This window comes from Intestinimonas butyriciproducens (assembly GCF_004154955.1).
Classification (GTDB): Bacteria; Bacillota; Clostridia; order Oscillospirales; family Oscillospiraceae; genus Intestinimonas; species Intestinimonas butyriciproducens.
Map to the genome: position 1 here is coordinate 1,900,270 of NZ_CP011524.1, position 23,701 is coordinate 1,923,970.

General features: G+C 59.4%; 26 protein-coding genes and 1 pseudogene. 16 read left to right on the forward strand and 11 right to left on the reverse strand.

Annotated elements, in window-relative coordinates; translation table 11 throughout:
* Positions 1-28: 28 nt before the first annotated feature.
* Together SRB521_RS09495 and SRB521_RS09500 are read right to left on the reverse strand one after the other, a co-directional pair.
* Positions 29-991, reverse strand: coding sequence for an aldo/keto reductase (locus SRB521_RS09495; RefSeq protein ID WP_075703715.1), 963 nt, complete (start codon positions 989-991; stop codon positions 29-31).
* Positions 992-1,007: 16 nt separating this feature from the next.
* Positions 1,008-1,697 (reverse strand): annotated as a pseudogene (locus tag SRB521_RS09500) (aldo/keto reductase); the annotation flags it as partial.
* 66 nt (positions 1,698-1,763) lie between these two features.
* Here SRB521_RS09500 and SRB521_RS09505 point away from each other — a divergent pair.
* The 3 genes from SRB521_RS09505 (at position 1,764) to SRB521_RS16515 (ending at position 3,178) form a co-directional block, all read left to right on the forward strand.
* The gene (locus SRB521_RS09505) at positions 1,764-2,324 is read left to right on the forward strand and encodes a flavodoxin (protein WP_116721744.1); all 561 of its coding nucleotides are present in this window, start codon (positions 1,764-1,766) and stop codon (positions 2,322-2,324) included.
* A 69-nt stretch (positions 2,325-2,393) separates the two neighbouring features.
* On the forward strand, positions 2,394-2,795 hold the full coding sequence (locus tag SRB521_RS16510; protein WP_243268971.1) for a carboxymuconolactone decarboxylase family protein: 402 nt from the start codon (positions 2,394-2,396) through the stop codon (positions 2,793-2,795).
* Positions 2,796-2,845: 50 nt separating this feature from the next.
* Positions 2,846-3,178 carry a carboxymuconolactone decarboxylase family protein gene (locus tag SRB521_RS16515; protein WP_242976526.1) on the forward strand — a complete coding sequence of 111 codons (333 nt, stop codon included), beginning with the start codon at positions 2,846-2,848 and terminating at the stop codon, positions 3,176-3,178.
* Between the two features lie 310 nt (positions 3,179-3,488).
* Here SRB521_RS16515 and SRB521_RS09515 read toward each other — a convergent pair whose 3' ends face one another.
* The 5 genes from SRB521_RS09515 to SRB521_RS16705 all read right to left on the reverse strand — a co-directional run bounded on the left by SRB521_RS09515 (position 3,489) and on the right by SRB521_RS16705 (position 5,745).
* Positions 3,489-3,944, reverse strand: coding sequence for an RNHCP domain-containing protein (locus SRB521_RS09515; protein WP_033116846.1), 456 nt, complete (start codon positions 3,942-3,944; stop codon positions 3,489-3,491).
* Between the two features lie 123 nt (positions 3,945-4,067).
* Complete coding sequence (locus SRB521_RS09520; RefSeq protein WP_116721745.1) at positions 4,068-4,562, reverse strand: AAA family ATPase; 495 nt, start codon at positions 4,560-4,562, stop codon at positions 4,068-4,070.
* A 55-nt stretch (positions 4,563-4,617) separates the two neighbouring features.
* The gene (locus SRB521_RS09525) at positions 4,618-4,881 is read right to left on the reverse strand and encodes a hypothetical protein (RefSeq protein WP_207215968.1); all 264 of its coding nucleotides are present in this window, start codon (positions 4,879-4,881) and stop codon (positions 4,618-4,620) included.
* Between the two features lie 60 nt (positions 4,882-4,941).
* The gene (locus tag SRB521_RS09530; RefSeq protein WP_116721746.1) at positions 4,942-5,391 is read right to left on the reverse strand and encodes a GNAT family N-acetyltransferase; all 450 of its coding nucleotides are present in this window, start codon (positions 5,389-5,391) and stop codon (positions 4,942-4,944) included.
* A 222-nt stretch (positions 5,392-5,613) separates the two neighbouring features.
* Positions 5,614-5,745, reverse strand: a complete 132-nt coding sequence (locus tag SRB521_RS16705) for a hypothetical protein (protein ID WP_257534820.1) — start codon at positions 5,743-5,745, stop codon at positions 5,614-5,616.
* 374 nt (positions 5,746-6,119) lie between these two features.
* Between SRB521_RS16705 and SRB521_RS09535 the strand changes: the two genes are divergently transcribed.
* From SRB521_RS09535 to SRB521_RS09565, 7 genes are all read left to right on the forward strand, one after another.
* Complete coding sequence (locus tag SRB521_RS09535) at positions 6,120-7,505, forward strand: sigma-54 interaction domain-containing protein (protein WP_165366617.1); 1,386 nt, start codon at positions 6,120-6,122, stop codon at positions 7,503-7,505.
* 246 nt (positions 7,506-7,751) lie between these two features.
* Positions 7,752-8,897: an acyl-CoA dehydrogenase family protein gene (locus tag SRB521_RS09540; RefSeq protein ID WP_116721748.1), complete on the forward strand. Its 1,146-nt coding sequence runs from the start codon at positions 7,752-7,754 to the stop codon at positions 8,895-8,897.
* A 13-nt stretch (positions 8,898-8,910) separates the two neighbouring features.
* Complete coding sequence (locus SRB521_RS09545; protein WP_033116839.1) at positions 8,911-9,693, forward strand: enoyl-CoA hydratase/isomerase family protein; 783 nt, start codon at positions 8,911-8,913, stop codon at positions 9,691-9,693.
* 42 nt (positions 9,694-9,735) lie between these two features.
* Entirely contained in the window at positions 9,736-11,301 is a 1,566-nt protein-coding gene (locus tag SRB521_RS09550; protein WP_116721749.1) for an acyl CoA:acetate/3-ketoacid CoA transferase, read from the forward strand.
* A gap of 6 nt (positions 11,302-11,307) precedes the next feature.
* Complete coding sequence (locus SRB521_RS09555) at positions 11,308-11,742, forward strand: MaoC family dehydratase (RefSeq protein ID WP_033116837.1); 435 nt, start codon at positions 11,308-11,310, stop codon at positions 11,740-11,742.
* 39 nt (positions 11,743-11,781) lie between these two features.
* The gene (locus SRB521_RS09560; protein WP_116721750.1) at positions 11,782-12,075 is read left to right on the forward strand and encodes a GntT/GntP/DsdX family permease; all 294 of its coding nucleotides are present in this window, start codon (positions 11,782-11,784) and stop codon (positions 12,073-12,075) included.
* Positions 12,076-12,152: 77 nt separating this feature from the next.
* A complete protein-coding gene (locus SRB521_RS09565) occupies positions 12,153-13,145 on the forward strand; it encodes a GntP family permease (protein WP_165816288.1) in 993 nt (330 codons plus the stop codon).
* Between the two features lie 113 nt (positions 13,146-13,258).
* Here the strand turns inward: SRB521_RS09565 and SRB521_RS09570 are convergent, their stop codons facing one another.
* Positions 13,259-13,429 carry a DUF362 domain-containing protein gene (locus tag SRB521_RS09570; protein WP_033116835.1) on the reverse strand — a complete coding sequence of 57 codons (171 nt, stop codon included), beginning with the start codon at positions 13,427-13,429 and terminating at the stop codon, positions 13,259-13,261.
* 158 nt (positions 13,430-13,587) lie between these two features.
* Between SRB521_RS09570 and SRB521_RS09575 the strand changes: the two genes are divergently transcribed.
* The 3 genes from SRB521_RS09575 to SRB521_RS09585 are packed head-to-tail and all read left to right on the forward strand — an operon-like array spanning position 13,588 to position 16,792.
* On the forward strand, positions 13,588-13,770 hold the full coding sequence (locus SRB521_RS09575) for a hypothetical protein (RefSeq protein WP_129868840.1): 183 nt from the start codon (positions 13,588-13,590) through the stop codon (positions 13,768-13,770).
* Positions 13,728-16,271, forward strand: a complete 2,544-nt coding sequence (locus SRB521_RS09580; RefSeq protein WP_083630870.1) for an ATP-dependent Clp protease ATP-binding subunit — start codon at positions 13,728-13,730, stop codon at positions 16,269-16,271. Before SRB521_RS09575 ends, SRB521_RS09580 begins: the two co-directional genes overlap by 43 nt.
* Positions 16,268-16,792 (forward strand): DUF4358 domain-containing protein, encoded by a 525-nt coding sequence (locus SRB521_RS09585; protein WP_116721752.1) that lies wholly within the window; start codon positions 16,268-16,270, stop codon positions 16,790-16,792. Before SRB521_RS09580 ends, SRB521_RS09585 begins: the two co-directional genes overlap by 4 nt.
* A 66-nt stretch (positions 16,793-16,858) precedes the next feature.
* On the opposite strand, the gene SRB521_RS09590 is transcribed toward SRB521_RS09585, so the two are convergent.
* The gene (locus SRB521_RS09590) at positions 16,859-17,113 is read right to left on the reverse strand and encodes a GrpB family protein (protein WP_075703702.1); all 255 of its coding nucleotides are present in this window, start codon (positions 17,111-17,113) and stop codon (positions 16,859-16,861) included.
* Positions 17,114-17,269: 156 nt separating this feature from the next.
* On the opposite strand from SRB521_RS09590, the gene malQ reads away from it, so the two are divergent.
* Complete coding sequence (gene malQ / locus SRB521_RS09595; protein ID WP_075703700.1) at positions 17,270-18,745, forward strand: 4-alpha-glucanotransferase; 1,476 nt, start codon at positions 17,270-17,272, stop codon at positions 18,743-18,745.
* Between the two features lie 110 nt (positions 18,746-18,855).
* Here malQ and SRB521_RS09600 read toward each other — a convergent pair whose 3' ends face one another.
* Both SRB521_RS09600 and SRB521_RS09605 read right to left on the reverse strand, forming a co-directional pair.
* Positions 18,856-19,464, reverse strand: a complete 609-nt coding sequence (locus SRB521_RS09600; protein ID WP_075703699.1) for a hypothetical protein — start codon at positions 19,462-19,464, stop codon at positions 18,856-18,858.
* Positions 19,461-20,063 carry a DUF1700 domain-containing protein gene (locus tag SRB521_RS09605; protein WP_116721753.1) on the reverse strand — a complete coding sequence of 201 codons (603 nt, stop codon included), beginning with the start codon at positions 20,061-20,063 and terminating at the stop codon, positions 19,461-19,463. The genes SRB521_RS09600 and SRB521_RS09605 overlap by 4 nt, the downstream gene beginning before the upstream one ends.
* Positions 20,064-20,395: 332 nt before the next feature.
* On the opposite strand from SRB521_RS09605, the gene SRB521_RS09610 reads away from it, so the two are divergent.
* Both SRB521_RS09610 and SRB521_RS09615 read left to right on the forward strand, forming a co-directional pair.
* Positions 20,396-23,356: an acyl-CoA dehydratase activase gene (locus SRB521_RS09610; protein WP_116721754.1), complete on the forward strand. Its 2,961-nt coding sequence runs from the start codon at positions 20,396-20,398 to the stop codon at positions 23,354-23,356.
* A 155-nt stretch (positions 23,357-23,511) separates the two neighbouring features.
* Positions 23,512-23,700, forward strand: a complete 189-nt coding sequence (locus tag SRB521_RS09615; protein WP_116721755.1) for a GNAT family N-acetyltransferase — start codon at positions 23,512-23,514, stop codon at positions 23,698-23,700.
* Position 23,701: the final 1 nt, after the last annotated feature.

Genomic DNA, 23,701 nt, shown 5'->3' on the forward strand with positions numbered 1-23,701 from the left:
CCTGTAAATCGCAATTGCTTTCGCAGCGCTACAGAGCACCCACGACTCTGTGCGGAACATACAGTTCCTCCAGGTAGGAGACATCCTCCGCCGCAAGGGTTATGTTCAGCGCGCCTGCCGCGTCGTCAAAATACTCCACCTTCGTCGCGCCTATGATGGGAGACGTCACGCCCTTTGCAAACTGCCAGGCCAGCGCGATCTGCGTCATTGTTGCGGCGTATTTTTCCGCCAGTTCCTGAACGCGTTTTACGATCCTGCGGTCGCTTTCCTGTGTGCTGTCGTACTTGGATGCGGCGACCTTATCCGTTCTGCTGCGCAGAGTATCCGCGCTCCACTCCGGCCGGGCCAGTCTCCCGGCGGCAAGTGGGCTGTACGGTGTGCGGGCGACATGCATCTGGTCGCAAATGGGAATCAGCTCCCTCTCGTCTTCCCGATACAACAGGTTGTAGTGGTTCTGCATGGAGACAAAGGGCGTCCAGCCGTGGTCCTTCGCACACATCTGCAATTGACAGAACTGGTATCCGTACATGGCGGAGGCCCCCAATGCCCGTACCTTCCCTGCCTTGACCAGGCTGTGGAGCGCCTCCATCGTCTCCTCCACCGGTGTATCAGAGTCAAAGCGGTGAATGATATACAGGTCCAGGTAGTCCGTTCCCAGGCGCCGGAGCGTACCGTTGATCTCCCGCAGGATCGCGGTCCGGGAGAGATGGCCTTCGTTAAAGTACACCTTGGAGGCCAGAACCACCTTATCCCTGGAAACATTGTTCTTGATGGCCCGTCCAAGGTACTCCTCACTGGTCCCCGCAGAATAGGTGTTTGCAGTGTCAAAAAAATTGATGCCGAGTTCCAGGGCATGCCTGATGATCTCTTCGCTTTTCTGCGGGTCCAGCGTCCATGCGTGCATCTTGCTTGCGGGGTCTCCGAAGCTCATGCAGCCGACGCAGAGACGTGAGGCCCTGATATCCGAGCCGCCCAATTGCACATAGTCCATCCTTCCGTTCCTTTCTTCAGTGCAGAGAGGTGAGGAATTCAACTGTGGCGGGGTCCTGATGAGAGAGAAACGCGCTGGTCCCCTCGTCAAGCCCCCGGATCGCCTCCATATCCGCTTCGGAGAGCGAGAAGTCGAACACGTCGAAATTTTCGGCCATACGCGCCTGATGCGTGGATTTCGGAATCACGACTACGTCACTCTGGATCAGGAAGCGGAGGATCGTCTGCGCGGCGCTCTTGCCGTACTTGCCTCCGATCTCCTGGATGACGGGGTTGGAGAACATCCCTTTTTTGCCCTCTGCAAAAGGCCCCCAGGATTCGTGCTGAACGCCGTATTTTTTCATGATCTCATGGGCCGCGCCCTGCTGCAGGAACGGATGGGTCCCCACCTGATTGACCGCGGGTGTGATCTCAACGAATTGACACAGGTCCACCAGCCTGTCCGGATAAAAATTGGAGACGCCGATGGCCCGGAGCTTTCCCTCCCGATATGCCTCTTCCATGGCGCGGTAAGTGCCGTAATAGTCATTGAAGGGCTGGTGGATCAGCATCAGATCGATGTAATCGCTCTTCAGTTTCCGCAGGGACTCCTCGATGGAGGCTTTTGCCTTTTCATAGCCGCCGTTTGAGATCCACACCTTGGTGGTGAGGAAAAGCTGGTCCCGGGCCACGCCGCATTTTGCGACCGCCGCGCCGACGCCTTCCTCTGCATCTTCTACCAGGATTCCGGATATTCCGACGGACTGCTCCCCCTGGGACGGATCGAGGCGGGAATGGACCTGATCACAGAGATGGACGGTCCCTTCACCGCAACGCTGGAGGCAGCACCCAGCATCCTGGTCGCCTATTTTCCCTGCACCGGCAACACCGAGGCCGTAGCCGGGCGGCTGTCCGACATATTGGCAGCGGATCTCTATGAGATCGTGCCGGAGGACCCCTACACCTCCGCCGACCTCGATTACAGCGATCCCTCCAGCCGCGCCTCTCAGGAGCAGAATGACGCCGCCGCCCGTCCCGCCATCTCCGACGAGGTAACCGGCATGGAGGGATACAACGTAGTCTTTCTGGGATATCCCATCTGGTGGGGGCAGGCTCCCCGGATCATCAGCACATTCCTGGACCACTATGATTTTGAAGGTAAGACCATCGTCCCCTTCTGCACCTCCGGCAGCAACGGCATCGGTGCCAGCGCGACCGATCTCCACGGTCTGGTGCCTTCCACCTCCTGGATCTCTGGCCGCCGTTTCAGCGGCACCGTCACGGCATCCGAGTTGGCCGAATGGGTATCTGAACTGTCCCTGCCCGAAGGCGCCGTCTCGGCCAAGGCTGCCTGACATTTAATAATGGGCGGCTCCTACCCCCTGCGGCAGTGCGCCGTCATGGATAAGGAGGAAGAAAAACACATGGATCGAGTGGAAGAGGCGCGCCGAACCCTTTTGGCGCTCTACGGTGGGAGTCACTCTCCGCTGGAGGAGAGTGATCCCGACTTTGCCGCCATCAAACAGCGGCTGGTCTATGGTGAGCTCTATGCGCAGGAGGCCCTGGACCCCGTTATGCGGGAGCTGATCCTTCTGGCTGTGGCCACCACAAACCAGACCATGTTCGAGGTGAAGCTCCACCCTGTGCCGCACTGCGGTCCGGCGCATCACCAGAGGCAGTCAAGGAGGCCGTCTATCACTGCGCACCTTATATCGGGCTTGGCAAGGCAGAGGCCGCTGCGGCTGCGGTCAACGAAGTTCTGCGGACGCAGGGCATCTCCCTCCCGCTGGCCAGTCAGCGCACAGTCTCCGAGGAGGAGCGGCTGACGGCCGGCATTGCCGCCCAGAAGTCCATTTTCGGCCCGCACATCGATGAAATGCGCGCCGCCGCCCCAAATGACCAAAAGCCGCTTCAGGACTATCTCTCCGCCTATTGCTTCGGCGATTTCTATACCCGCAGCGGGCTGGACATCCGGCAGCGTGAACTGCTGACCTTCAGCATCTTCTCCGCCCAAGGCGGATGTGAGAATCAAATCAAAGCGCATGCAGGCGGAAATGCGGCGGTGGGCAACGACAAACCCCTTCTTTTGGCCGCGCTGATGCTCTGTATGCCCTACATCGGATTCCCCCGTACCATGAATGCCCTGTCCTGCGTCGATCAGGTTCTCCCTGAGCCGCCGGAAGGGGACCGCCCCTCACCTCAGAAATGACACAAAATTGATGTCGCATCTGAAAAAGGCGAGGCCGTATGGATATCCATACGGCCTCGCCTTTTTCAACGAATGGAGCGGTGAATGATGATTTGAAGACGCTTCATTTTCTTATAGCTGTTAGCAGATCACTTCGCTCGATGCTTGAAACGAAAGCTTTTTTCGGGGCTCCTTCACCGGCTTAGCCGGTGGTTTCCGTACCAAAGACCGGCAAGGCGGGCCTGGGGCCTACCTTGCCGGTCTTTTCAAATTCCACAGCCCCACCGGAACCGGCAGACCGGCCTCCGGACGACATAACTGGCCGCGCCGCTCATATCGATTCCGGCCTCTGCCCTTTCGCTGCCCTTATGGAGCCCTCTCCACCCATCAGGGCGGTCAGCTCCTCAATGCGTTCCAGTGGAAAGGGCGGAGCCGCCAGGGGCTTCAGCGCGATGGACATCAGCTTCATGGGGTTGTCATCGGCGGCCACGCGGTTGGAACTGAGCTTTCCACACCGGCGGCAGCGGTGGATCACCGCCCACTCCCCATTTTTCCGCACCCACACGCCCACCGGTTCCATGATCCCGCCACAGTCCGCCGCCCGGTCCCCGGGCGCTTCGTCCACATGGAGACTTGCAAGACAGTTCGGGCAGTGATTCCGATGTCCGCTCCCCGCCCCCTCCGGGACGACCAGCCGCCCGCAGACTTTGCAGGTAAAGCTGTCGGCGCAGGGATGGTCACGGTAGTAGCCCTTGGTATATCGAATTCTTTTGTTTTCCCGGTTCAATTCAAATGCCTCCTAAAAAGCTCAGAAACACTTTTCGGGAGGTTTTGCGGAGATTTTAGTTTGCGCAAACCTCCCGGTCTGCCGCAATCTCCGAATCACACAAATGCTTCAAATCAATTCTCCTCACAATTTCATGATCGCTTCCGCCGCCTGCTCGGCGGTCATCTCAGATACATCGACTTTAACTGTGCTCAGCCCCTCATAGAGCGGAACGCGGCTGAGGCTTCGCCCGATCACATCCGGCATTCGAATTCCGCGCTCCACATCCCTCTGCAGCCGCGCCGTGAGATGCGCCGCGTCGCAGACCAGGGATACGCTCTTCACAGAGCAGTCCTTCAGGTCCAGCCGCGCAAGAATACTGTCCAGGATGGACTGCTCATGCAGGACCCAGCAGAAGATGATATTCTGAAAGGCAGAGCAGCCGAGGAAATTATACAGCAGATGGCAGATATTGTCCAGTACCATCGCCTTGGTCTCTTCCGTGATTTGAAAGGGGTGCATATCCCAGCACCAATCGCCGTCCAAGAATACGCTGTTTGGCAGCAGGACTTTCAGCCTCCTGCAGACCGTCGTCTTGCCCACCCCCATAGCGCCGCCTACAAGATAGAGGGTTTTCATGCCATTCGCCCCGTTCCGCCAGTTTCATCTATGATACCGTATGCCGGCCGCAGAGTCAACCCAACGCCTTCCCTCCGGACAGGTCCCTCGTATATCTGCACATCAGAAATACGACCAGAAAGGCCACGGCTGCCTCGGTGATCGGCATGGCCAACCATATGGCGTTTGCACTAAGAAGCAGGGGCAGCGCATAGATCAGAAGCCCGCTCAAGACCAGGCCCCGGACTACAGACACCAGAAAGGACGCCCCCGGCTTCATCAGTGATTGAAAATAATAGGTGGAAAAAATATTAAGGGGCAGCAAGAGAACATTTGTCAAGGGGGATTTCACCCAAAAGATGAAATCCCCCCCGATAAACTGGAATTTATCAATCTTTATTTATAGTAACAAAGCAAGCTCAATTTCATTCTCATCTTCATTTCCAGTTTCCCTAAAACCAAATTTATAATATAGATGCAGTGCAATGGAGTTATCTTTATTGCACGTTAAAGCTACTTTGTTAGATTGACCAAATGGTTTGGATGCAATATAATCCAGACATTTTCTTAAAGCAAGTTCTCCAAATCCCTGATGCTGATATGCAATATCAATCATCATATGCCAAATATTATACTCTGTGAGGTCATAATCATATATCACCATCACATAACCAACTATTGTATCATCATTGAATATTCCAAAAGGAATACATTGGTTATAATATACATATGCTTGCGCTAAACTCCTGATTGGATTTGAAACAAATTGCTCTTGTTCCTTAGCCAATTTTAAGTTAAACGCCTGCATAAAGTTATTCTCGTCAATTCTCACTAATTCAATATTACTCATAATTCCTCCTGTTTGTTGTGGAGGGATTATAGCATATAATCTCCCTCCAAATTTAATGTTTCAATCGTCATAAGATGATAGTTTCTATTCATAATGAACATCTCCTTTCGGTTCAGTATATCTATATAAACACAAACGTGTAATTGTATCGCTGCAAATTCCAGTTTGTCGATTTGTCACGAGCCAAATATACCACAACTGGGAATGACATTCAACCCTCATTTATAGGCGCTGATAGTATCCCACCATGGCCATATCCACCAGGCCGTAGATGGAGCTGATCAGCGCGCTTCCAAACGCCGCCCCCAGGTATTTGAAGTATACGATTTTTACATTTTCTTTCATAAGATTCATTTTGGCTCCACTCCCTATTAAAAAGCAAAAAGCCGGACAAGACAACAGGCATTCCAGCCTGTCACCTTATCCAGCTCGCCATTTCCAACGAATGGCTCACCCTCCGAGTGAACGAAAGGGATTATAGCAAATCCCGCATATATAGTCAAGTCCTCCGTTCATTTTGTACTTCTGCGCACAAAAACCGGCCGGACCAGCGACTCCAAAAGGCCCGTTCCACAGCATGACAGCGGCGGACGCCGCCGGGTCTGCCGAAAAAATGTCCTCTTTTCTCTATCTCTGGACGAACCACCGGTCCATAAAGTATAATGGACCTTGACGACGGCTTGTCCCGTCAAAGCGGCAGAGGCCATGGGAAAGGACGGTGCGTATCCTTGAAAGCGACGTTTCAAAAGTTTTTTGTCTCCAATCTGCTCAGTGACATCCCGTTGGAAGAGGCCATGGTAGAGGCCTCTTCCAACGTGATGATCACCAACGGCAACGGGGTGATCTGCGGCATCGGCCATACCATGCTGGAAAACCTGGGCGCTGAACCGGAGGACATCCTGGGCTATCGGGTGGACGATCTGGTGGCCCGGGGCTACTACGACCGTTCGGTGATTCGAGAGTGCATCACCCTGCGCAAAAAGGTGAACGGTCTGCTGCAGGACCGTCACGGCCACTATCTCTTCTCCACCGCTAATCCCGTTTTCGGGGAGGACGGCCGTATCCGTTTTGTTGTGACCAACACCAGAGGCGGAGATGTCCTGGATCAATTCATTCAGGAGCGGCGGGAAAGCCAGAAAAAATATGAAGGGATCGCCGGCTATCTCCGAAACCGGACCAAACACTGCAGCGTCGTGGCGGCCAGTCCTGAAATGTGCCGTGTGCTGTCCATATGCAAGTGCATCGCGGACAGTGACGGCACGGTGCTGCTCACCGGCGAAAGCGGCACCGGAAAAGAAATCTGCGCCACCTACATTTATGAAAACAGCCGAAGGGCCGGCGACGCCTTTCTTCCCATCAATTGCAGTGCCATTCCCTCCGAGTTGGTGGAGGCGGAACTCTTCGGCTACGAAAAGGGCGCTTTTACCGGGGCCGACTCCAAGGGACGGATGGGGATGCTCGAGGTAGCCGACCACGGCACCGTATTTCTGGATGAGATCGGCGAGCTGCCCCTGCACGTACAGCCCAAGCTGCTGCGTTTCCTGGAGACTGGCGAGATCAAGCGGGTCGGCGGGAGCCGCTTGTCATATTCGGATGTGCGCGTCATCGCCGCGACCAATCGGGACCTGCGTCAGCTTGTGGCGCAGCACAAATTTCGGGAGGACCTCTTCTACCGCCTCAACGTGCTCCCCGTCCATATTCCCCCGCTTCGGAACCGCCGTGAGGACATTCTCCCCCTGGCCTCCTTTTTTCTCCAGCAGTTTAACCGGAAATATGAGAGGAGCCTGCGCCTCTCCCCTCAATTTCAAGAGAAGCTGCTTGCCTATCACTGGCCCGGCAACATCCGGGAACTGCGCAATCTGATCGAGCGCACGGTGATCACCGCGCCAAAGCCCGGAGAGCCCGATCAGAGCCCCGGCCCAGAGTGCAGTCAGGAGGCGTTGGGATCGGAAGAGGAGCATATCCTCCCCCTCCGTGAGGTGGTCAGAGATTTTGAACGAACCTATATCCAAAGGGCAATCCAGACCTGCGGAGGAAATATGACGCAGGCGGCGCGCCTGCTGGGCGTGCACAGGACGCAGCTCTACCGCAAGCTGGCGGAGAAAGAATTTTGACTACCTCCCGCTGGAAATTGCCGTGATCCCCGGCCCGGATCTCTGCAGCGCGGCGCCGCCGCCCTCGAATACCTCTCTGTCGCAATAATGAGACGCAGCAAATATGCAACAGGAATACTGTTGCATATTTGCTGCGTTTTGCTTTCTGTTTCCCGCCATATCAGGCTTTTTAAAGTTGGCATCTCCCTTGCTTGATGATAAGGGTGGATCCATTCCACTCAAAACAGAAGGGAGCGTTATGATTGTATGGAACAGTTTCATCAGCACATTCTGACCGGTGAACAGTTGGACCTCCAAGCCTTTGCCCGTGACTTTGCCGCCAAGGAGCTGGCCCCGGTCGTCAAGGAATGTGACCGGAAGGGCGAATTTCCCATGGAGGTATTCCGCAAATTCTGTGAGGTCGGCTTCAACAGCATGTTCCTGCCGGAGGCTTATGGCGGGCAGGGGCTGGGCGCCATGGACATGGTGCTGGTCTATGAAGAGTTTGCAAAGGTGGATGCCGGATTCATTTGCAGCGCCAGCACGGGAGAATTCGGCATTGAGCCCATCCTGGTGGCCGGAACCGAGGAGCAGAAAAAGTACTACATGGATTTTATCCTCCAGGGCGGTCTGGGCGCCTTTGCCCTGACGGAACCAAACGCTGGCTCGGATGCCGCCGCCACCCGCACCACGGCGGTCCGCGACGGGGACGACTATATCCTCAACGGCAGAAAATGCTTTATTACCAGCGGCCCTGTGGCCAATGTCTACAGCGTTTTTGCCACAGTAGATCCCAGCCTTGGCACCAAGGGCATCAGCTGTTTTATCGTGGAGCGGGACCGCCCCGGCGTCTCCGTGGGCAAGGATGAGGACAAGATGGGCATGCGCCTGTCGTGTACGTCCGACGTGATCTTCGAGGACGTCCGCATCCCGGCCAAAAACCTGGTGGGCGCGGAGGGCAAGGGCTTCGGTCTGGCCATGAAGTGCCTGGACCGCAGCCGCGGCGTGAACTCTTACGGCGCCCTTGGCATTGCCCAGCGGGCCCTGGACGAGGCCGTTGCCTATGCCAAGCAGCGCAAGACTTTCGGGAGACCCATCATCGGTCACCAGGGCGTACAGTTCCTGCTGGCCGACATGGAGATCGATGTCACCACCGCCCGGGCGCTACTGTGGCAGTGCGCGCAGATGGTGGACAAAGGCATATTCGACACAAAGCTGGGCTCCGTGACCAAGACCTTCCTGAGCGAAATGGCCATGCGGGTCACCACCAGCGCCGTACAAGTGCTGGGCGGGTATGGCTACAGCCGTGAGTATCCGGTGGAAAAGCTGATGCGAGATGCCAAGCTGTGGTCCATCTTTGAAGGCACCAATCAGATCCAGCATATGGTCATTTCCGGCTGTCTTGCCCACTGAGGAAGGCTGTACGATGGAATACGAACACCTTCTCTATACCGTCAGCGATCAGACTGCTATCGTCACGCTGAACCGTCCCAAAGCATGGAACGCCCTGTGCGGCGCCCTCAACACGGAACTGGAATCGGCCATCCGGCGCGCCGACGGAGATCCCGCGGTGCGCGCCATCGTCCTGACCGGCGGCCCCAAGGTATTTGCAGCGGGCGCGGACGTCAAGCAGATGGCCGATGCCACGCCGATGACGGCGGCTCGGACCGCCGAACAGGGGCAGCAGATCAATGAACTCATTGAAAGTATCGGCCTGCCCGTCATCGCCGCGGTAAACGGCATGGCGCTGGGCGGCGGCTGCGAGCTGGCCATGGCCTGCGATTTCCGCGTGGCCGGGAAAAGTGCCGTATTTGGGCAGCCGGAGGTGGGACTGGGCATCCTGCCCGGCGCCGGCGGCACACAGCGCCTGGCCCTTCTGGCCGGACCGGCGGTGGCCCGGGAAATGGTGCTTTTGGGCCGCCAGCTCCGCGCCGACGAGGCGCTGACCTGCGGCCTGGTCACCAAGGTGGTGGAAAATGAAGCGACACTGGACACAGCGCTGGCCCTGGCCGCGGAGCTGTGCAAAAAGCCTGCCTATGCCCTGGCCCAGGCCAAATGCGCCATCGTCACCGGACAGAATTTCGGCGTGGGATGCGGCAAGCTTTTCGAGCGGCAGCTTTTCGCCCTCACATTCTCCAACAGCGACCAGGTGGAGGGGATGCACGCCTTTCTGGAGCGTAGAGAACCCCGCTTCCAAAATCAGCGTTGACGGTCCTGCCCATCATCTGCATTCATCAGGAGGAAACTATCCATGAAAATCATACCTTCATCCCAAGTGGGCCGTCTGATCCCCGACGGAGCCAGCGTACTGCTCACCGGCATCACCTTGGGCGGCTACGCCGAGGAGGCCTTTTTACAGATCGAGCGTTCGTTTTTGGACTGTGACCACCCGCGGGATCTCGCGCTCTACTGGCAGGCTTCGGTAGGCGATATGGCCACCAAAGGGCTGAGTCATATCTGCCACGAAGGTCTTCTCGCCAAAGGCGTGGGCGGCCATATCAACGGCTGCGGCAAAGTCATGACCGAATTTTGCCGCGACAACAAGGCCGCCATCTACAATTGGCCCCAAGGGGTCTGTGTGGCTATGCTGCACGCCATTGCGGCCAAGACTCCCGGCGTCGTCACCAAGATCGGCTTGAAAACCTTTATGGACCCCCGTTATGGGGGCGGTCGAATGAACGCGGCCGCTACAGAGGATCTCATCGACCTTGTGACCCTGCGCGGCGAAGAATGGCTGCTGTACAAGGCGCCCAAAAAGATCGACGTTACATTGATCCGCGGCACCGTGGCCGACGAGCGGGGCAATATCGCCATGACCAAGGAGGGCTACAAATTGGGCCAGTTGGCCGCGGCGGAGGCCGCCAGAGCCACCGGTGGCATCGTGATCTGCCAGGTAGAGCGCATTGTCAAATCCGGCACGCTGCATCCCCGCCTGGTGGAGGTGCCTGGCGTTCTGGTGGACTATGTATATGTGGCGCAGCCTGAATACCACTGGCAGACCGCGGCCTCTCAGTTCAATCCCGTGTTTGCCGGGGACTACAAGGTTCCGCTGGAGAGCATCCCGCCTGTGAAATTCGATGTAAAAAAAGTGATGGCCCGCCGCGCGGCGATGGAGCTCCGCGAAGGTTATATCGTCAATCTTGGGATCGGCACGCCGGAGTACATCAGCGCCGTGGCCAGCGAAGAGGGCTGTTCCGCCCTATTCACACTCAGCACGGAGGCCGGCAACATCGGCGGCGTCCCCACCGTGGGGAACGATTTCGGCTGCTGCTGGAACGGCGAGGCCATGATAGAAACGGCCGGTATCTTTGACATGTATGACGGCGGCAGCCTGGATGCCGGCTGCCTGGGCTTCCTGGAAGTGGGGCCCAACGGAGATCTGAACTCCAGCAAGAAGGAGGGGCTTGGCATCGGCGTCGGCGGCTTTATGAACATCGCCGGCGGGGCAAAGCACGTGGTGTTCATCAGCTCCTTCACCGCCGGAAAGCCGGAATATCAGCTTGGAAATGGAGAACTGCACATCATCCGGGACGGCACAAAGAAAAAGTTCATTCGTCAGATCGCCCAGATCTCTTTCAGTGCAGAGGTCGCACTGGATCAGGGCAAGGACATCACCTATGTCACCGAACGGGCGGTCTTCAAACTCACGCCTCAGGGGCTGATGCTGACGGAAATCGCGCCGGGCATCGATCTTCAGCGCGACATCCTGGACCAGATGGAGTTCACCCCACTTCTAAGCGATGAGATCAAACCGATGCCTGCCGAGATCTTTTTTGAGACCTGGGGTGGGCTCAAGGCGCACATGACAAAGGAGTAAACGGGCATGCCGATTGAATTCAAACCGTTCGACAGCTTCCATGTGGGAGACACGGCCTCCCAGTCAAAAACGATAACAGAGGCGGACGTCGTCCTATTTTCCGGGCTGACCGGCGATTTTAACCCCATCCACTTGGATGCGGAGTACGCCAAAAAGTCCTTCTTCGGCACCAGACTGGTCCAGGGGATGTTTGTGGCAAGCCTGATCGGAGCTGTGGCCGCCCCCCTGTGCGGCAGCGCCTCCATCAATATGGGGCAGAGCTTTACCTTCCCTGCTCCAGCCCGGCTCGGCGATACCCTGACCGCCACCATCGAGGTGATGGAGAAGGTGGAAGAAAAGCATGATCTGATCCTGAAGCTTACCGTCACCCGCCAGGACGGCGTGGTGGTCCTGGACGGCACCAATACCGTAAAAATCATGGATAAGAAGAAAAAGTCTTGATATCCCCATCTTGCGGGAACTGAGGAGGGCTCGTCTTATATGGAAATCATAAGCTTAGTGTGCATTCTGATCGCACTTGCCGCCATGATGTATTTTGGCTACCGCGGCACGCCGATCATCCTGGTCGCCCCTCTATGCGGCATCTTCGTCTGCCTGACCAGCGGTCTTGACCTGGCCATGGGCATGGGGACCACCTACCTCAACGGCCTCGGGAACTGGATTGGCAGCTATTTCTTCACCCTGTTCACCGGCGCCATTTTCGGCTGTGTCATGACGGACAGCGGCGCCGCCCGGTCCATCGGCCTGAAACTCAGCAGTCTGGCTACAACCTGAAACTCAGCAGTCTGGCTACAAAGTTCAAAGGACATGAGAAGATCGCCGCCATCTGGTGCATCCCCATCCTGTCTTTTGTGCTCAGTTATGGCGGGATCAGCGTTTTTGTCGCGTTCTTCACGGTGATCGCCATCGCCAAGGAGCTTTTTGAAAAAATGGACATTCCCTGGCGTCTCTATGGGGTCGGCTCTCTGGGCGTCTCTGCGCTGGCTCTGACCATGGCCCCCGGTTCCCCCTCTGTCAACAACAACATTGCCAGCAACTACCTGAGCACCACCGCCATGGCCGCCCCCGGCCTCTCCCTTCTGGCCATGATCATCGCCATCCTCTTGGGCCATCTCTATTTCTCTTGGGAGCTGCGCAACGTGCGCCGCGATGACGAGCATTTTTTGCCCACGGGCACCGAAATCGCCCAAGTGGACCTTCTCAGCGAGGCGGGCGCCTCAGATAACTTTAAGGAAATGAATATTTTCCTGGCGCTGGCCCCCTCCATCCTCCTCATCATCCTTCTCAACCTGGTGGGTCTGCCCGTCTATATCGCTTCTTTCGTCGCCATCCTCGCGGCTTACATCCTCTTCTGGAACCGTCTGCACGCCAAAGTGGCCACGGCCCAGCGCGGCGCCGTCCAGGCCATCACCTCCGCCTGCACCGTAGCCCTGGTCGTGGGGTTCGGATCCGTGGTGGCCTCTACATCGGGCTACCAGGTCATCCTCGACGCCCTGGCCATGATCCCCGACAGCCTGGGCTATTTCCAAGTCATCATCGCGGTCAATCTGGCCGCCGGAGTAACCGGCTCCTCCAGCGGCGGACTGAGTATCGCGCTGGATTCCCTGAGCGACCGTTTCCTCAACGTCCTGAATCTGAACCCGGAAGCGGTCCACCGAATCGCCTGTATCAGCTCCGGCGGCCTGGATTCGCTGCCCTGTAACGGCACGGTGCTCAACGAGCTGGCTATGGCCAAGCTCCCTCCCAGGGTGGGTTATCGACCTATGTTTGTCCTCACCGTTATTACCCCCATTTTGACGTCCTGCCTCATCGGCCTCGTCGCCACCTTTATCGGGGGCCTGTAAGGCCCCGGCCCAGTCCTTTCCCGCCGGGAAGCGGGATATCCCCTGCTCCGGAAAAAACAGCGGCGCCCGACGGGCGCCGCTGTTTTTGTTGCGTATGTATGCGATTGTCCGAATCAGCCCTGGGAGATGGCTCCGGTGGGGCAGGTATCGGCGCAGGAACCGCAATCGATGCAAGTGTTGGCGTCGATGACGTACTGAGAATCGCCCTGGGAAATGGCACCCATGGGGCAGGCATCAGCACAGGAACCGCAGCTGACACAAGCGTCACTAATCACATAGGCCATTGGAAACACCTCCAAATTCAATGTATACCTATTCTAACACAGTTTTTTAAAATTGCAATGCCCATTCTGCAAAATTCCCGTCCTATTTTTTCTTTGATGTGGGTATATTTCCCCTGAGTGGATAAAATAGCATGACGCGGAAAGCGAGGTGAGCATTCATGCGAGACGATAGGCGGCGCTTTGACGCCGAGATCGCCGGGGCTCTGGCCCCGGAACTGGAGGGGGCGGCCCACAGCCGTGCCCACACGCGGCGGATCCCTCCGCCGCAGCAAACCACCAAGGACGGAGGCGATTCCCCATCAGCGAAAACCAATTTACCCAGCGCGCCCAAGCGGCCCTGAGACTGGCCCACGAGTCAGCGGCTCAGCTTGGGCACGGCTATGTGGGCTCTGAACACCTTCTGCTGGGCATGCTGCTGGAGGGACAGGGCGTGGCCTGCCGCGTGCTCCGGGGTGCCGGCCTGGACGTAGGCACTGCGCGGGAATCCATCATCCGCCTGGTCGGCTCCGGCGCGCCGGCGTCCATGCCGTCCCAAGGGCTGACTCCCCGCTGCCGCCGGGTGGTGGAGCTGGCCGCCGCCGAGGCCTCCCGCATGGGGAGCCGCCGGGTGGGCACGGAACACCTCCTGTTGGGCATGCTCAGGGAGGGGGACGGAGTAGCCATCCGGGTCCTGACTGGAAGCGGTGCAGAGCTCAACCGGCTTTACACAGATACCCTGAACGCCTTGGGCGGCGGTCCGCTTCCCCCTCCCCGGAGTGCAGGAGCGGGCCGTACCAGACCGGAACGGGACTATATGGAACGTGGAGAGACAAAATTGCTGGATCAATTTTCAAAAGATTTGACCCGCCAGGCCGCTACGGGGGCGCTGGACCCGGTCATCGGGCGAGACCCGGAAATCCGCCGGGTCATCCAAATTTTATCCCGACGACAGAAAAACAACCCGGCCCTCATCGGCGAACCCGGCGTCGGCAAGACCGCCGTGGCGGAAGGGCTCGCCAGGCGCATTGTCTCCGGCGAGGTGCCGGACGACCTGCGTGGCAAACGGCTCATCGCCCTGGATCTCTCCGCCATGGTGGCGGGCACCAAGTACCGGGGAGAATTTGAGGAGCGGGTGAAAAACGTCCTCGCCGAGGTACGCAAGGCCGGGGACGTGATCCTCTTTCTGGATGAGCTGCATACCATTGTGGGCGCGGGCAGCGCCGAGGGCGCCATCGACGCCGCCAACATCATCAAGCCCGCCCTGGGCCGCGGTGACATTCAGGTGGTGGGCGCCACCACGCTGGACGAATACCGGAAATATATCGAAAAGGACGCCGCCCTGGAACGCCGCTTCCAGCAGGTCATGGTCAAGGAACCGGACCGCCCCACAGCGCTTGCGATCCTCCGGGGCCTGCGGGACCGATATGAGGCCCACCATCGCCTGAGCATTGCGGACGAGGCCCTGGAGGCTGCCGTCACACTCTCCTGCCGCTATCTGACGGACCGTTTCCTTCCGGATAAGGCCATCGACCTCATCGACGAAGCCGCCTCGCGGGTGCGCATGTGCCAGTTGGACACTCCCCCCGCCCTCCGCAGCCTGGAGGAGAAGGCCAACCGGGCGGCCCTGGAAAAGGAGGAGGCCATTCGGGGCCAGGACTTTGAAAAGGCCGCCATGCTGCGGGACGCGGAGCGGGACTTCCGGCTGGAGCTCTCGGCCCAGCGCCGGAGCTGGCACTTGGGTCACGCCGCACGCGCCGTGACTGCGGAGGATGTGGCCGCCGTGGTCTCCGACTGTACCGGCATCCCGGTGACCACGCTGACCCAGGCGGAATCCGACCGGCTTCTGCTGTTGGAGCAGGAGCTCCATCGGCGCCTTGTGGGGCAGGACGAGGCCGTTGGCGCGGTGGCACGCGCCGTTCGCCGGGGCCGCGTGGGGCTGAAGGACCCGGGGCGTCCGACCGGAGCCTTCCTGTTTCTGGGCCCCACCGGCGTAGGCAAGACAGAGCTCTGCAAGGCTCTGGCCGCCGCACTCTTCGGCACGGTGGAGGCCCTGCTGCGCTTTGATATGTCCGAATATATGGAGCAGCACACCGTCTCCCGGCTCATCGGCTCTCCCCCCGGCTATGTGGGCCACGAGGAGGGGGGACAACTGACGGAAAAGGTGCGCCGCCGCCCTTACTCCGTCGTTCTCTTTGATGAGATCGAGAAGGCCCACCAGGACGTATGGGGCATCCTCCTGCAAATCATGGAGGACGGCGTCCTCACCGATGCGCAGGGCCGCCGGGTGGACTTCCGCAACACTGTAGTGGTCATGACCTCCAACGTGGGCGCCAAGCGCATCACCTCCCAAGGAAGCCGTTTGGGATTTTCCGCCCGGGCCTCTTCCCAAGGGGAGACCCGCCCGGTCGAAGAGCTCCGCGCCGCCGTTCTGGATGACCTCAAGACAGTCTTTCGCCCCGAGTTTTTGAATCGCGTGGACGACACCATCGTATTCCGCCAGCTCACCCGTCCAGAAATTCGGGAGATCGCCCAACGGATGCTCGCTGCCGTGGGGGAGCGGATGGAGCGGCTGGGGGTCTCGCTGGAGATCAGCCCGCCCGCCCTGGACCTTCTGGCCGAGCTGGGCTTCGACCCCTCGTACGGTGCCCGCCCCCTGCGCCGGACCATCCGTTCCCAGGTAGAAGACCCTGCCGCCGAGCTGCTGCTCACCGGCGCGCTGCGCGCCGGCGACCGCGCCGTGGTGGAGGCCGAAGAAAAAGATTTAAAAATAATTCCGCTCCCCGGGGAACAAATTTCCGCTGTCGCCGTCCAAGAAGAGTGTACCCCATCTTTATTCGAACTAGAGGAGAATCAACACCCATGAAACGAATTGCAACACTGTCCCTTGCCTCCCTGATGCTTATCGCCGCCCTGGCGGGCTGCTCCGGCCAGAAGCCGCAGGAGAGCGATGCCCCCGCCAAGACCCCCGAAGCGTATACCGAGGCCTATCAGAGCGCCATCGAGGCCGCCCGGGACCAAGAGATGAATGAGGCTGTGCCTGTCATCACCTCCTCCAGCAATTCCATGGCGGACATGATCCTGCCCATGCTAGGCATCACGGACGATAATACCACTGCCTATGCGGTGGCCGTCTCCCCCATGAACATAAAAGCCTATGGCATCGCCGCCATCCTGCCCGCCGAGGGGAAGAGCGACGAGGTTCTGGAGGGCGTGCAGGGCTTTGTGGACCAGCAGAAGCAGAACTTTGAGCAGTATCTTGCGGACCAATACGACATCGCCAACGCCGCCAAGGTGGAGACCCTGGAGGACGGCACCATTCTCCTTGTGATGAGCGAGGGTCAGGACGCCATTTTTGACTCCATCAAAGATGCCCTGAGCCAGTGATCATCCCTTCCGCAGAAACACGGGCGGCCGGACCAATGGTCCGGCCGCCCGTGTTTCTTTCCGGTGCTATACGGCCTGGCATGCATGATACCAGTCCAGCGCGCGCTGCTCCAGCGCACCATAGGCCTCCTGTTCGCCGCTGTGGGCCCACAGATAATCCCGGACCGCCAAGTGCCGGATAATGTCCCGCCGGTTCCCCCTCTCAAATATATGGATCTCCAGCAGATTCCGGCCCAGAATCGCTGCGATCCTCTCCCGTTCTTTCTCATAGACCGCCCTCCACTCGGGGCGATATGCCACTACCTCCACGTACTGTGCCACGGCGTTCCCCTCCCTTTGCCATTCCCTGTGATTTTACCACAGCTCCGTGCCAGCCGCAAGCACCGGCACCCGCCTTTATTTTCCTCGCCGGTCGGGATTGTAAAGGATGGTAAAAACTCGTATAATGGCCTTACCAGACAAAAGGGAGGCACCTGCATGAAGGGACGTTCCAGCGGTATTCTACTTCCGATCTTCTCTCTCCCCGGCGCTTACGGCATCGGCTCATTGGGTGGGGAAGCCCGGCGTTTCATCGACTTTCTCGCCGACGCCCATCAGCACGTGTGGCAGATTCTTCCCCTTGTTCCCACGGGGAGCGGCGATTCCCCCTATATGTCGCCCTCCGCCTTTGCCGGAAACCCTTGGTTTCTGGATCTGGAGGACCTTGCGGCGCTGGGGCTGCTTACCCGGGAGGAGCTCTCCGCCGCTCGCTGCCCCGATCCGGACCACGTGGACTACGCATGGCTCCACGCCACCCGCCTGCCCCTTCTCCGCCGGGCTTGGACCCGCGACAGCGACAGAGCGTCCCGCACCGCTTTCCTGGAGTCCCAATCGGACTGGCTCCCTGACCACGCCCTCTTCTGCGCGCTCCATGACCATCTCGGCCAGCCTCTGGATCAGTGGCCGGATGTAATCCGGCGCAGAGAGCCCGACGCGCTGAACCGCTGCCGCCGAGACCTGGCCGATGAGATCGACTTTCAAATCTTCCTTCAGTACCACTTTTTCCGGCAGTGGCGCTCCCTCAAGGCCTATGCCAACGACAGGGATATCTCTATCCTGGGGGATCTGCCCATCTACGTCTCTGCCGACTCCGCCCAAGTGTGGGCCCGCCCCGAGCTCTTCCAGCTGGACGAAGACTTTCTGCCCTCCGCGGTTGCGGGCGTACCGCCGGACGCCTTTTCCGAGGTGGGGCAGCACTGGGGAAATCCCCTCTATGACTGGGCCGGACATCGGGAGGCGCTCTTTCTGTGGTGGGGGGAGCGGATGAAAAACGCCGCGCTCCTTTATGATATGGTCCGCATTGATCACTTCCGCGGTTTCCACACCTATTGGTCCATCCCCGCCGGAGCGGAACATGCTTTGGAGGGCCACTGGGAACCAGGCCCCGGGCAGGCCCTGCTGAACTATCTCTCCGCCGAAGTCCCAAAGCTGGAGCTCATCGCCGAGGACCTGGGCGATCTGGATGAAAGCACCCGGGAATTTATCGCCCGCTCCGGCCTCCCGGGCATGAAGATCCTGGTCTACGCCTTTGACCCTGTGGGCGAGAGCGCCTACCTCCCCCACAACTGCCCCCGGGACGCCGTGATCTACACCGGCACCCACGATACCCCCACCTTTGTCCAGTGGCTCTTTGATGAGGCGGCTCCGGCGGAACGGGAGTTCGCCTCCCGCTACCTGCGGCTTCGGGCCGACGAGGGCTTTGGATGGGGGGCCCTCTGCGGCGCGTGGATGTCCCCCTGCCGTCTGGCGGTGGCGCCTCTTCAGGACGTGCTGGGGCTGGGCGCCGACGCCAGGATCAACGCCCCCGGTACCATGGGACCGAAAAACTGGTCCTGGAGGGTCCGTTCAGCGGCTCTCAACTCCGACGTCTCCAGCCGCCTGCGCGAAATCACCCGCACTTACCGGAGGGGCTGATCCGTCATGCGACCGTTTCAACGTCTGAGCCGCCTGGAAATACTCCAGGCGGCTCAGACGTTTTCTATTCCTCTGTCCCTTCACCGCCCTCGGCGGATCGATATTCTCTGTCACACCGACTCTCCCGTCATATGGCAGCTCCCCTGAAAGGCGGCGGCCGTAAATACCGCCCGGTATTGGCCCGGTTCCAGCTCCACACTGTCGCTCTCTGTTTCGAATGTCCGGCTCTCATAGGCCCAGCCGAAGCCGCTCCGCCTCCGTATGCCCAAAGTCAGGGAGCCGGAGATATGCTCCACCTCAATCCGCACGGCAGTGGGCGCCTCCACAGAAAAGTCGTAGCTGAGCTCTCCCGCATAGAACCCCCTGTCTTTATCCGGATACTCCGGACAGACCATGCGGAGTTCCCGGGGCAGGTCCACGACAAAGTCCGTCTCCTGCTCTGCCGTCACATCTCCAGTGCCGAGCTCCACTTCCAGCGTGTCAACTTCCCCCGGCTCCGAGGAGGATACGTCCCGTCTTTCTTCCGCACTCTCCGCTCCCCGCCGCCCCTTCTCATTCCAGCTGCGGATACCGAATGGCGTCATGGAGACGATGTGTCCGGCGGCCTCTATCTCCAGCCAACTCTCCCCGCCCATGCGCCATCCCGCAAAGGACATGGCGGCTCCCGCCAGAAGAAGCAAGATTCCCAGTCCCGCGACGGCTCTCCCCAGCCTCCTCATGCCCGTGCCTCCCCTCTCCGCAGGACACGCTCCAGCAGCCCGGCCGCGCCCCGCAGCGCCGCTCCCACCAGAAATACCACGCCGCCCAGCAGCAGGAGTCCGATGCCTGCCGTCAGCATTCCGCCCCCTACAAAGTACATGGTGGTGGCGATCCCATGTCCCAGCAGAGCCGCAAATCCGGCCCAAACCGCCACCGCACCCATCGCAATACAGCCCACTCCTGCGGCGCCTGCGCCCACCGCAGCGCACAGCGCCACCAGCCCCAACGCAACCGTCAGGGCCGTCAATCCCACCGCCAGAGAAATGGCGATGGGCGCTGCGCAGACCGCCAGGATCACGCCCCAGAGCGCTCCGGCACTGCTTTTCCGTCCCCCAGAACCAGCATCCGGGCATTCCAGCGCCTTCTCTATCCGCCCTTCCGTGATGCGCCGCACCAGCTCTTCCGGTGTTCCCAGCTCCCGGATGATCTCCGCCTCTCTCTGAGGACCGGCCTCCTCAAAATACGCCCCATAGTAACCCATCATCCGTTCCAGCTCCGGCATCGTCATCCGATGTGACAGACGCAGGCGCAGCTCTTTGAGATAGTCCTCTCTCGTCATGACGTTTCTTGTCCTTTCCGCCGCCTTTTCAGCAATTCCGCGTCCTTCCGCACGTGTCGGACGCGGCGCTGTCCTTTTGACATTGCCATTTTACCAGCCACGCCTTAATTTCCACTGTCAGAAATCATTAAAATTTTCTAAAAGGACGCTCTTCCTTTAATGTGCAAGGCCACATAGCCACCAGAAATATCATGGAATTTCACTAGGATTTTCTGTATTTTGTTTACAGGTTTAGGGTTGTAAAAACGGCCAAATTGTTATATTATGTAGGGCACGAATAAAATGAACCACCGGAATTTCCAAACCCTATCCGGCGCATATGAGGTGAACCTATGAGCCTTCGCATTGGCATCGACATCGGCTCCACCACTGTAAAGGTTGTGGTGCTGGATGAGCAGAACCAGCTTCTTTTCCGCTCTTACGAGCGGCATTACTCCAAGGCCCGGGAACGGGCCTGCGAGACCCTCCATACCATTCAGGATCAATTGACGGGCAAGGACGTGCGCCTGGTCATCACCGGGTCCGCCGGACTGGGCGTGGCCAAGGCCGCCGGCATCGACTTTGTGCAGGAGGTCTACGCCACTGCGGCCGCCGTCAACACCTACATACCGGGCACCGACGCCGTCATCGAGCTGGGCGGCGAAGACGCCAAGATCATCTTTTTCGGCGGTGCGCTGGAGGAGCGTATGAATGGCTCCTGCGCCGGCGGCACCGGCGCTTTCATCGACCAGATGGCCACCCTGATGAACGTCTCCATCGACGAGCTGGACCGCCTCTCTCTCAAGCACGAGAAAATCTACCCCATCGCCTCCCGCTGCGGCGTATTCGCCAAAAGCGACATTCAGCCCATCCTCAACCAGGGCGGGCGGAAGGAGGACGTGGCCGCCTCTATCTTTCAGGCCGTGGTGGACCAGACCGTGGCCGGGCTCACCCAGGGCCGGGAGCTCAAGGGAAAGATCGTCTTTCTGGGCGGTCCCCTCCACTTCCTCTACGGTCTGCGGGAGCGGTTCGTGGAGACCCTGCATCTGGACGGCGAGCATGCCGTCTTCCCGGAGGACGGCGACTGCTTCGCCGCCATGGGCGCGGCCCTGTGCTCCTCCGACTACCCCGAGCGCCCCTTTGACGAGGCGCTGACACTTCTGGAAGAGAGTGTGGACAACGTGGGGCTGGTAGACACCATGCCCCCCCTCTTTACCAGTCAGGCGGAGTACGACGCCTTCCTGGCCCGGCACAATGCCAACCATCCCCCCGAGGTGGACACCGCCGCCTACAGCGGGGACGCCTGGCTGGGCATCGACGCCGGCTCCACCACCACCAAGATGGCCCTCATCTCCCCAGACGGCGGACTGCTCTACACCTATTATCACTCCAATCAGGGCAACCCTGTGGCCATCGTGCTGGAGCAGCTCAGGGCCATTTACCGCCTCTGCGGAACGCGCATTCGGATCAAGGGCGCGGCCGTCACCGGCTATGGCGAGGATCTCATCAAAAACGCCTTCGGCTGTGACCTAGGGCTGGTGGAGACGGTGGCGCACTACAACGCCGCCGCCCATTTCAATCCGGACGTCGACTTCATCATCGACATTGGCGGCCAGGATATGAAGTGCTTCAAGATTCGCAATCGGGCCGTGGACTCCATCATGCTCAATGAGGCCTGCTCCTCCGGATGCGGCTCTTTTATCGAGACCTTCGCCAAGGCTCTGGGGTACGACATCGCCGATTTCGCCAAGCTGGGGCTCTTCGCGCCCCATCCGGTGAATCTGGGCTCCCGCTGCACCGTGTTTATGAACTCTTCGGTCAAGCAGGCCCAGAAGGACGGGGCCAGCGTGGAGGATATCTCGGCCGGTCTCTCCATCTCCATCGTGAAAAACGCCGTCTACAAGGTCATTCGGGCCGCCTCTGCCGACAACCTGGGCCGGCACATCGTGGTCCAGGGGGGCACCTTCCTCAACGACGCCGTACTGCGCGCTTTTGAGCAGGAGCTGGGCCGAAACGTGACGCGCCCCACCATCGCCGGACTGATGGGCGCTTTCGGCGCCGCTCTGGCCGCCCGGGATCTCCACCTGGAGCGGAGCGCCCTGCTCAGCGAGCAGGCGCTGGCGTCCTTCACCCATACCGCCAGACCCGTCACCTGCAACCTGTGCACCAACCACTGCTCCCTCACGGTCAACTCCTTCGACGGCGGCCGCCGCTTCATCTCTGGCAACCGCTGCTCCCGCCCCCTTGGGCAGGAGAGGGTGGAGCAGCCCGACCTGATGCACTATAAATATAAAAAGCTCCGCGCTATGGAGGGCATCGGGACCGGGGACGGCTCCCGGGGCCGGATCGGGATTCCCTTCGGGCTCAACATGTATGAGAACCTCCCCTTCTGGTATGAGTTCTTCACCCGCCTTAATTTCAATGTGGTCCTCTCTCCCGAGTCCTCCCGAAAGCTGTACCTCAAGGGGCAGCACACCATCCCCTCCGACACGGTTTGCTACCCCGCCAAGCTCCTCCACGGCCATGTGGAGGCCCTGGTAGAAGCCGGGGTGGACGCCATTTGGTATCCCTGCATGTCCTACAACAATGACGAGGGCATCGGCGACAACCATTTCAACTGTCCGGTGGTGGCCTACTATCCCGAGCTTCTGGCCGCCAATGTCCCCGCCCTGAAAGAGACCCGTTTTCTGGATCCCTATGTGGGCCTGTGGCGGCACAAGGACTTTAAGAAGCGCGCGGTGCGGATGATGCAGGAGGAGTTCGGCATCCCCAGGCAAGAGACGGAGCGGGCCGTGGCCGCCGCTTACAGCGCCTATGACGCCTATGTTCAGGATGTGCGCCAGACGGGCATGGCGTACATCGAGTACGCCCGGGCACATGAGAAGAACATCGTGGTGCTCTGCGGCCGCCCCTATCACATCGATCCGGAGATCAACCACGGCATCAACGACCTCATCACCTCTTTCGGCTTTGTGGTGGTTACGGAGGACGCCCTCTCCTATCTGGAGGACTATGCCCCCCGCAAGGTGCTCAACCAGTGGACCTTCCAGAGCCGTATGTATAACGCCGCTCGGTACGTCTGCACCCAGCCGGATATGCAGGTGGTGCAGCTGGTCTCCTTCGGCTGCGGTACCGACGCCATCACCACCGATGAGATGCGCTCCATTCTGGAGGAAGGCGGAAAGCTTTACACCCAGCTCAAAATCGATGACATCAACAACTTGGGCGCGGTAAAGATCCGGATCCGCTCCCTGATGGCGGCCATGGATGCCCGAAAGGTCCGGCCTTCCGCCCAAGACGGGGTAGCCTCCTGATATGTTGACGAAGGAGGCCGTCTGGATCGAGGCCCGGAGACAGCTCGCCCTGAACCTAGGCTGTCATGTGAATTTCCTTGACAGTCCGGGAAATATCGTGACGAAGTGGCGCGACCCGCCGGGACGGTGAGCGGCTGTGGCAGATCAGCGTCAACGTGCTCCAGCCTTTCCGCGGCCGGGGCTATGCCGCCGGACTGCCTTTCCTGCTGAAGGATGCGCTTCTCCGGCGGGGCATCGTCCCCTTCTACGGCACGGCGGAGAGCTATATTATCTCCCGGAATGTAGCAATTCGGGCCGGTTTTCGCCCGGCCTTCGGATATCTATACGCGCAGACGAAAGGATAAA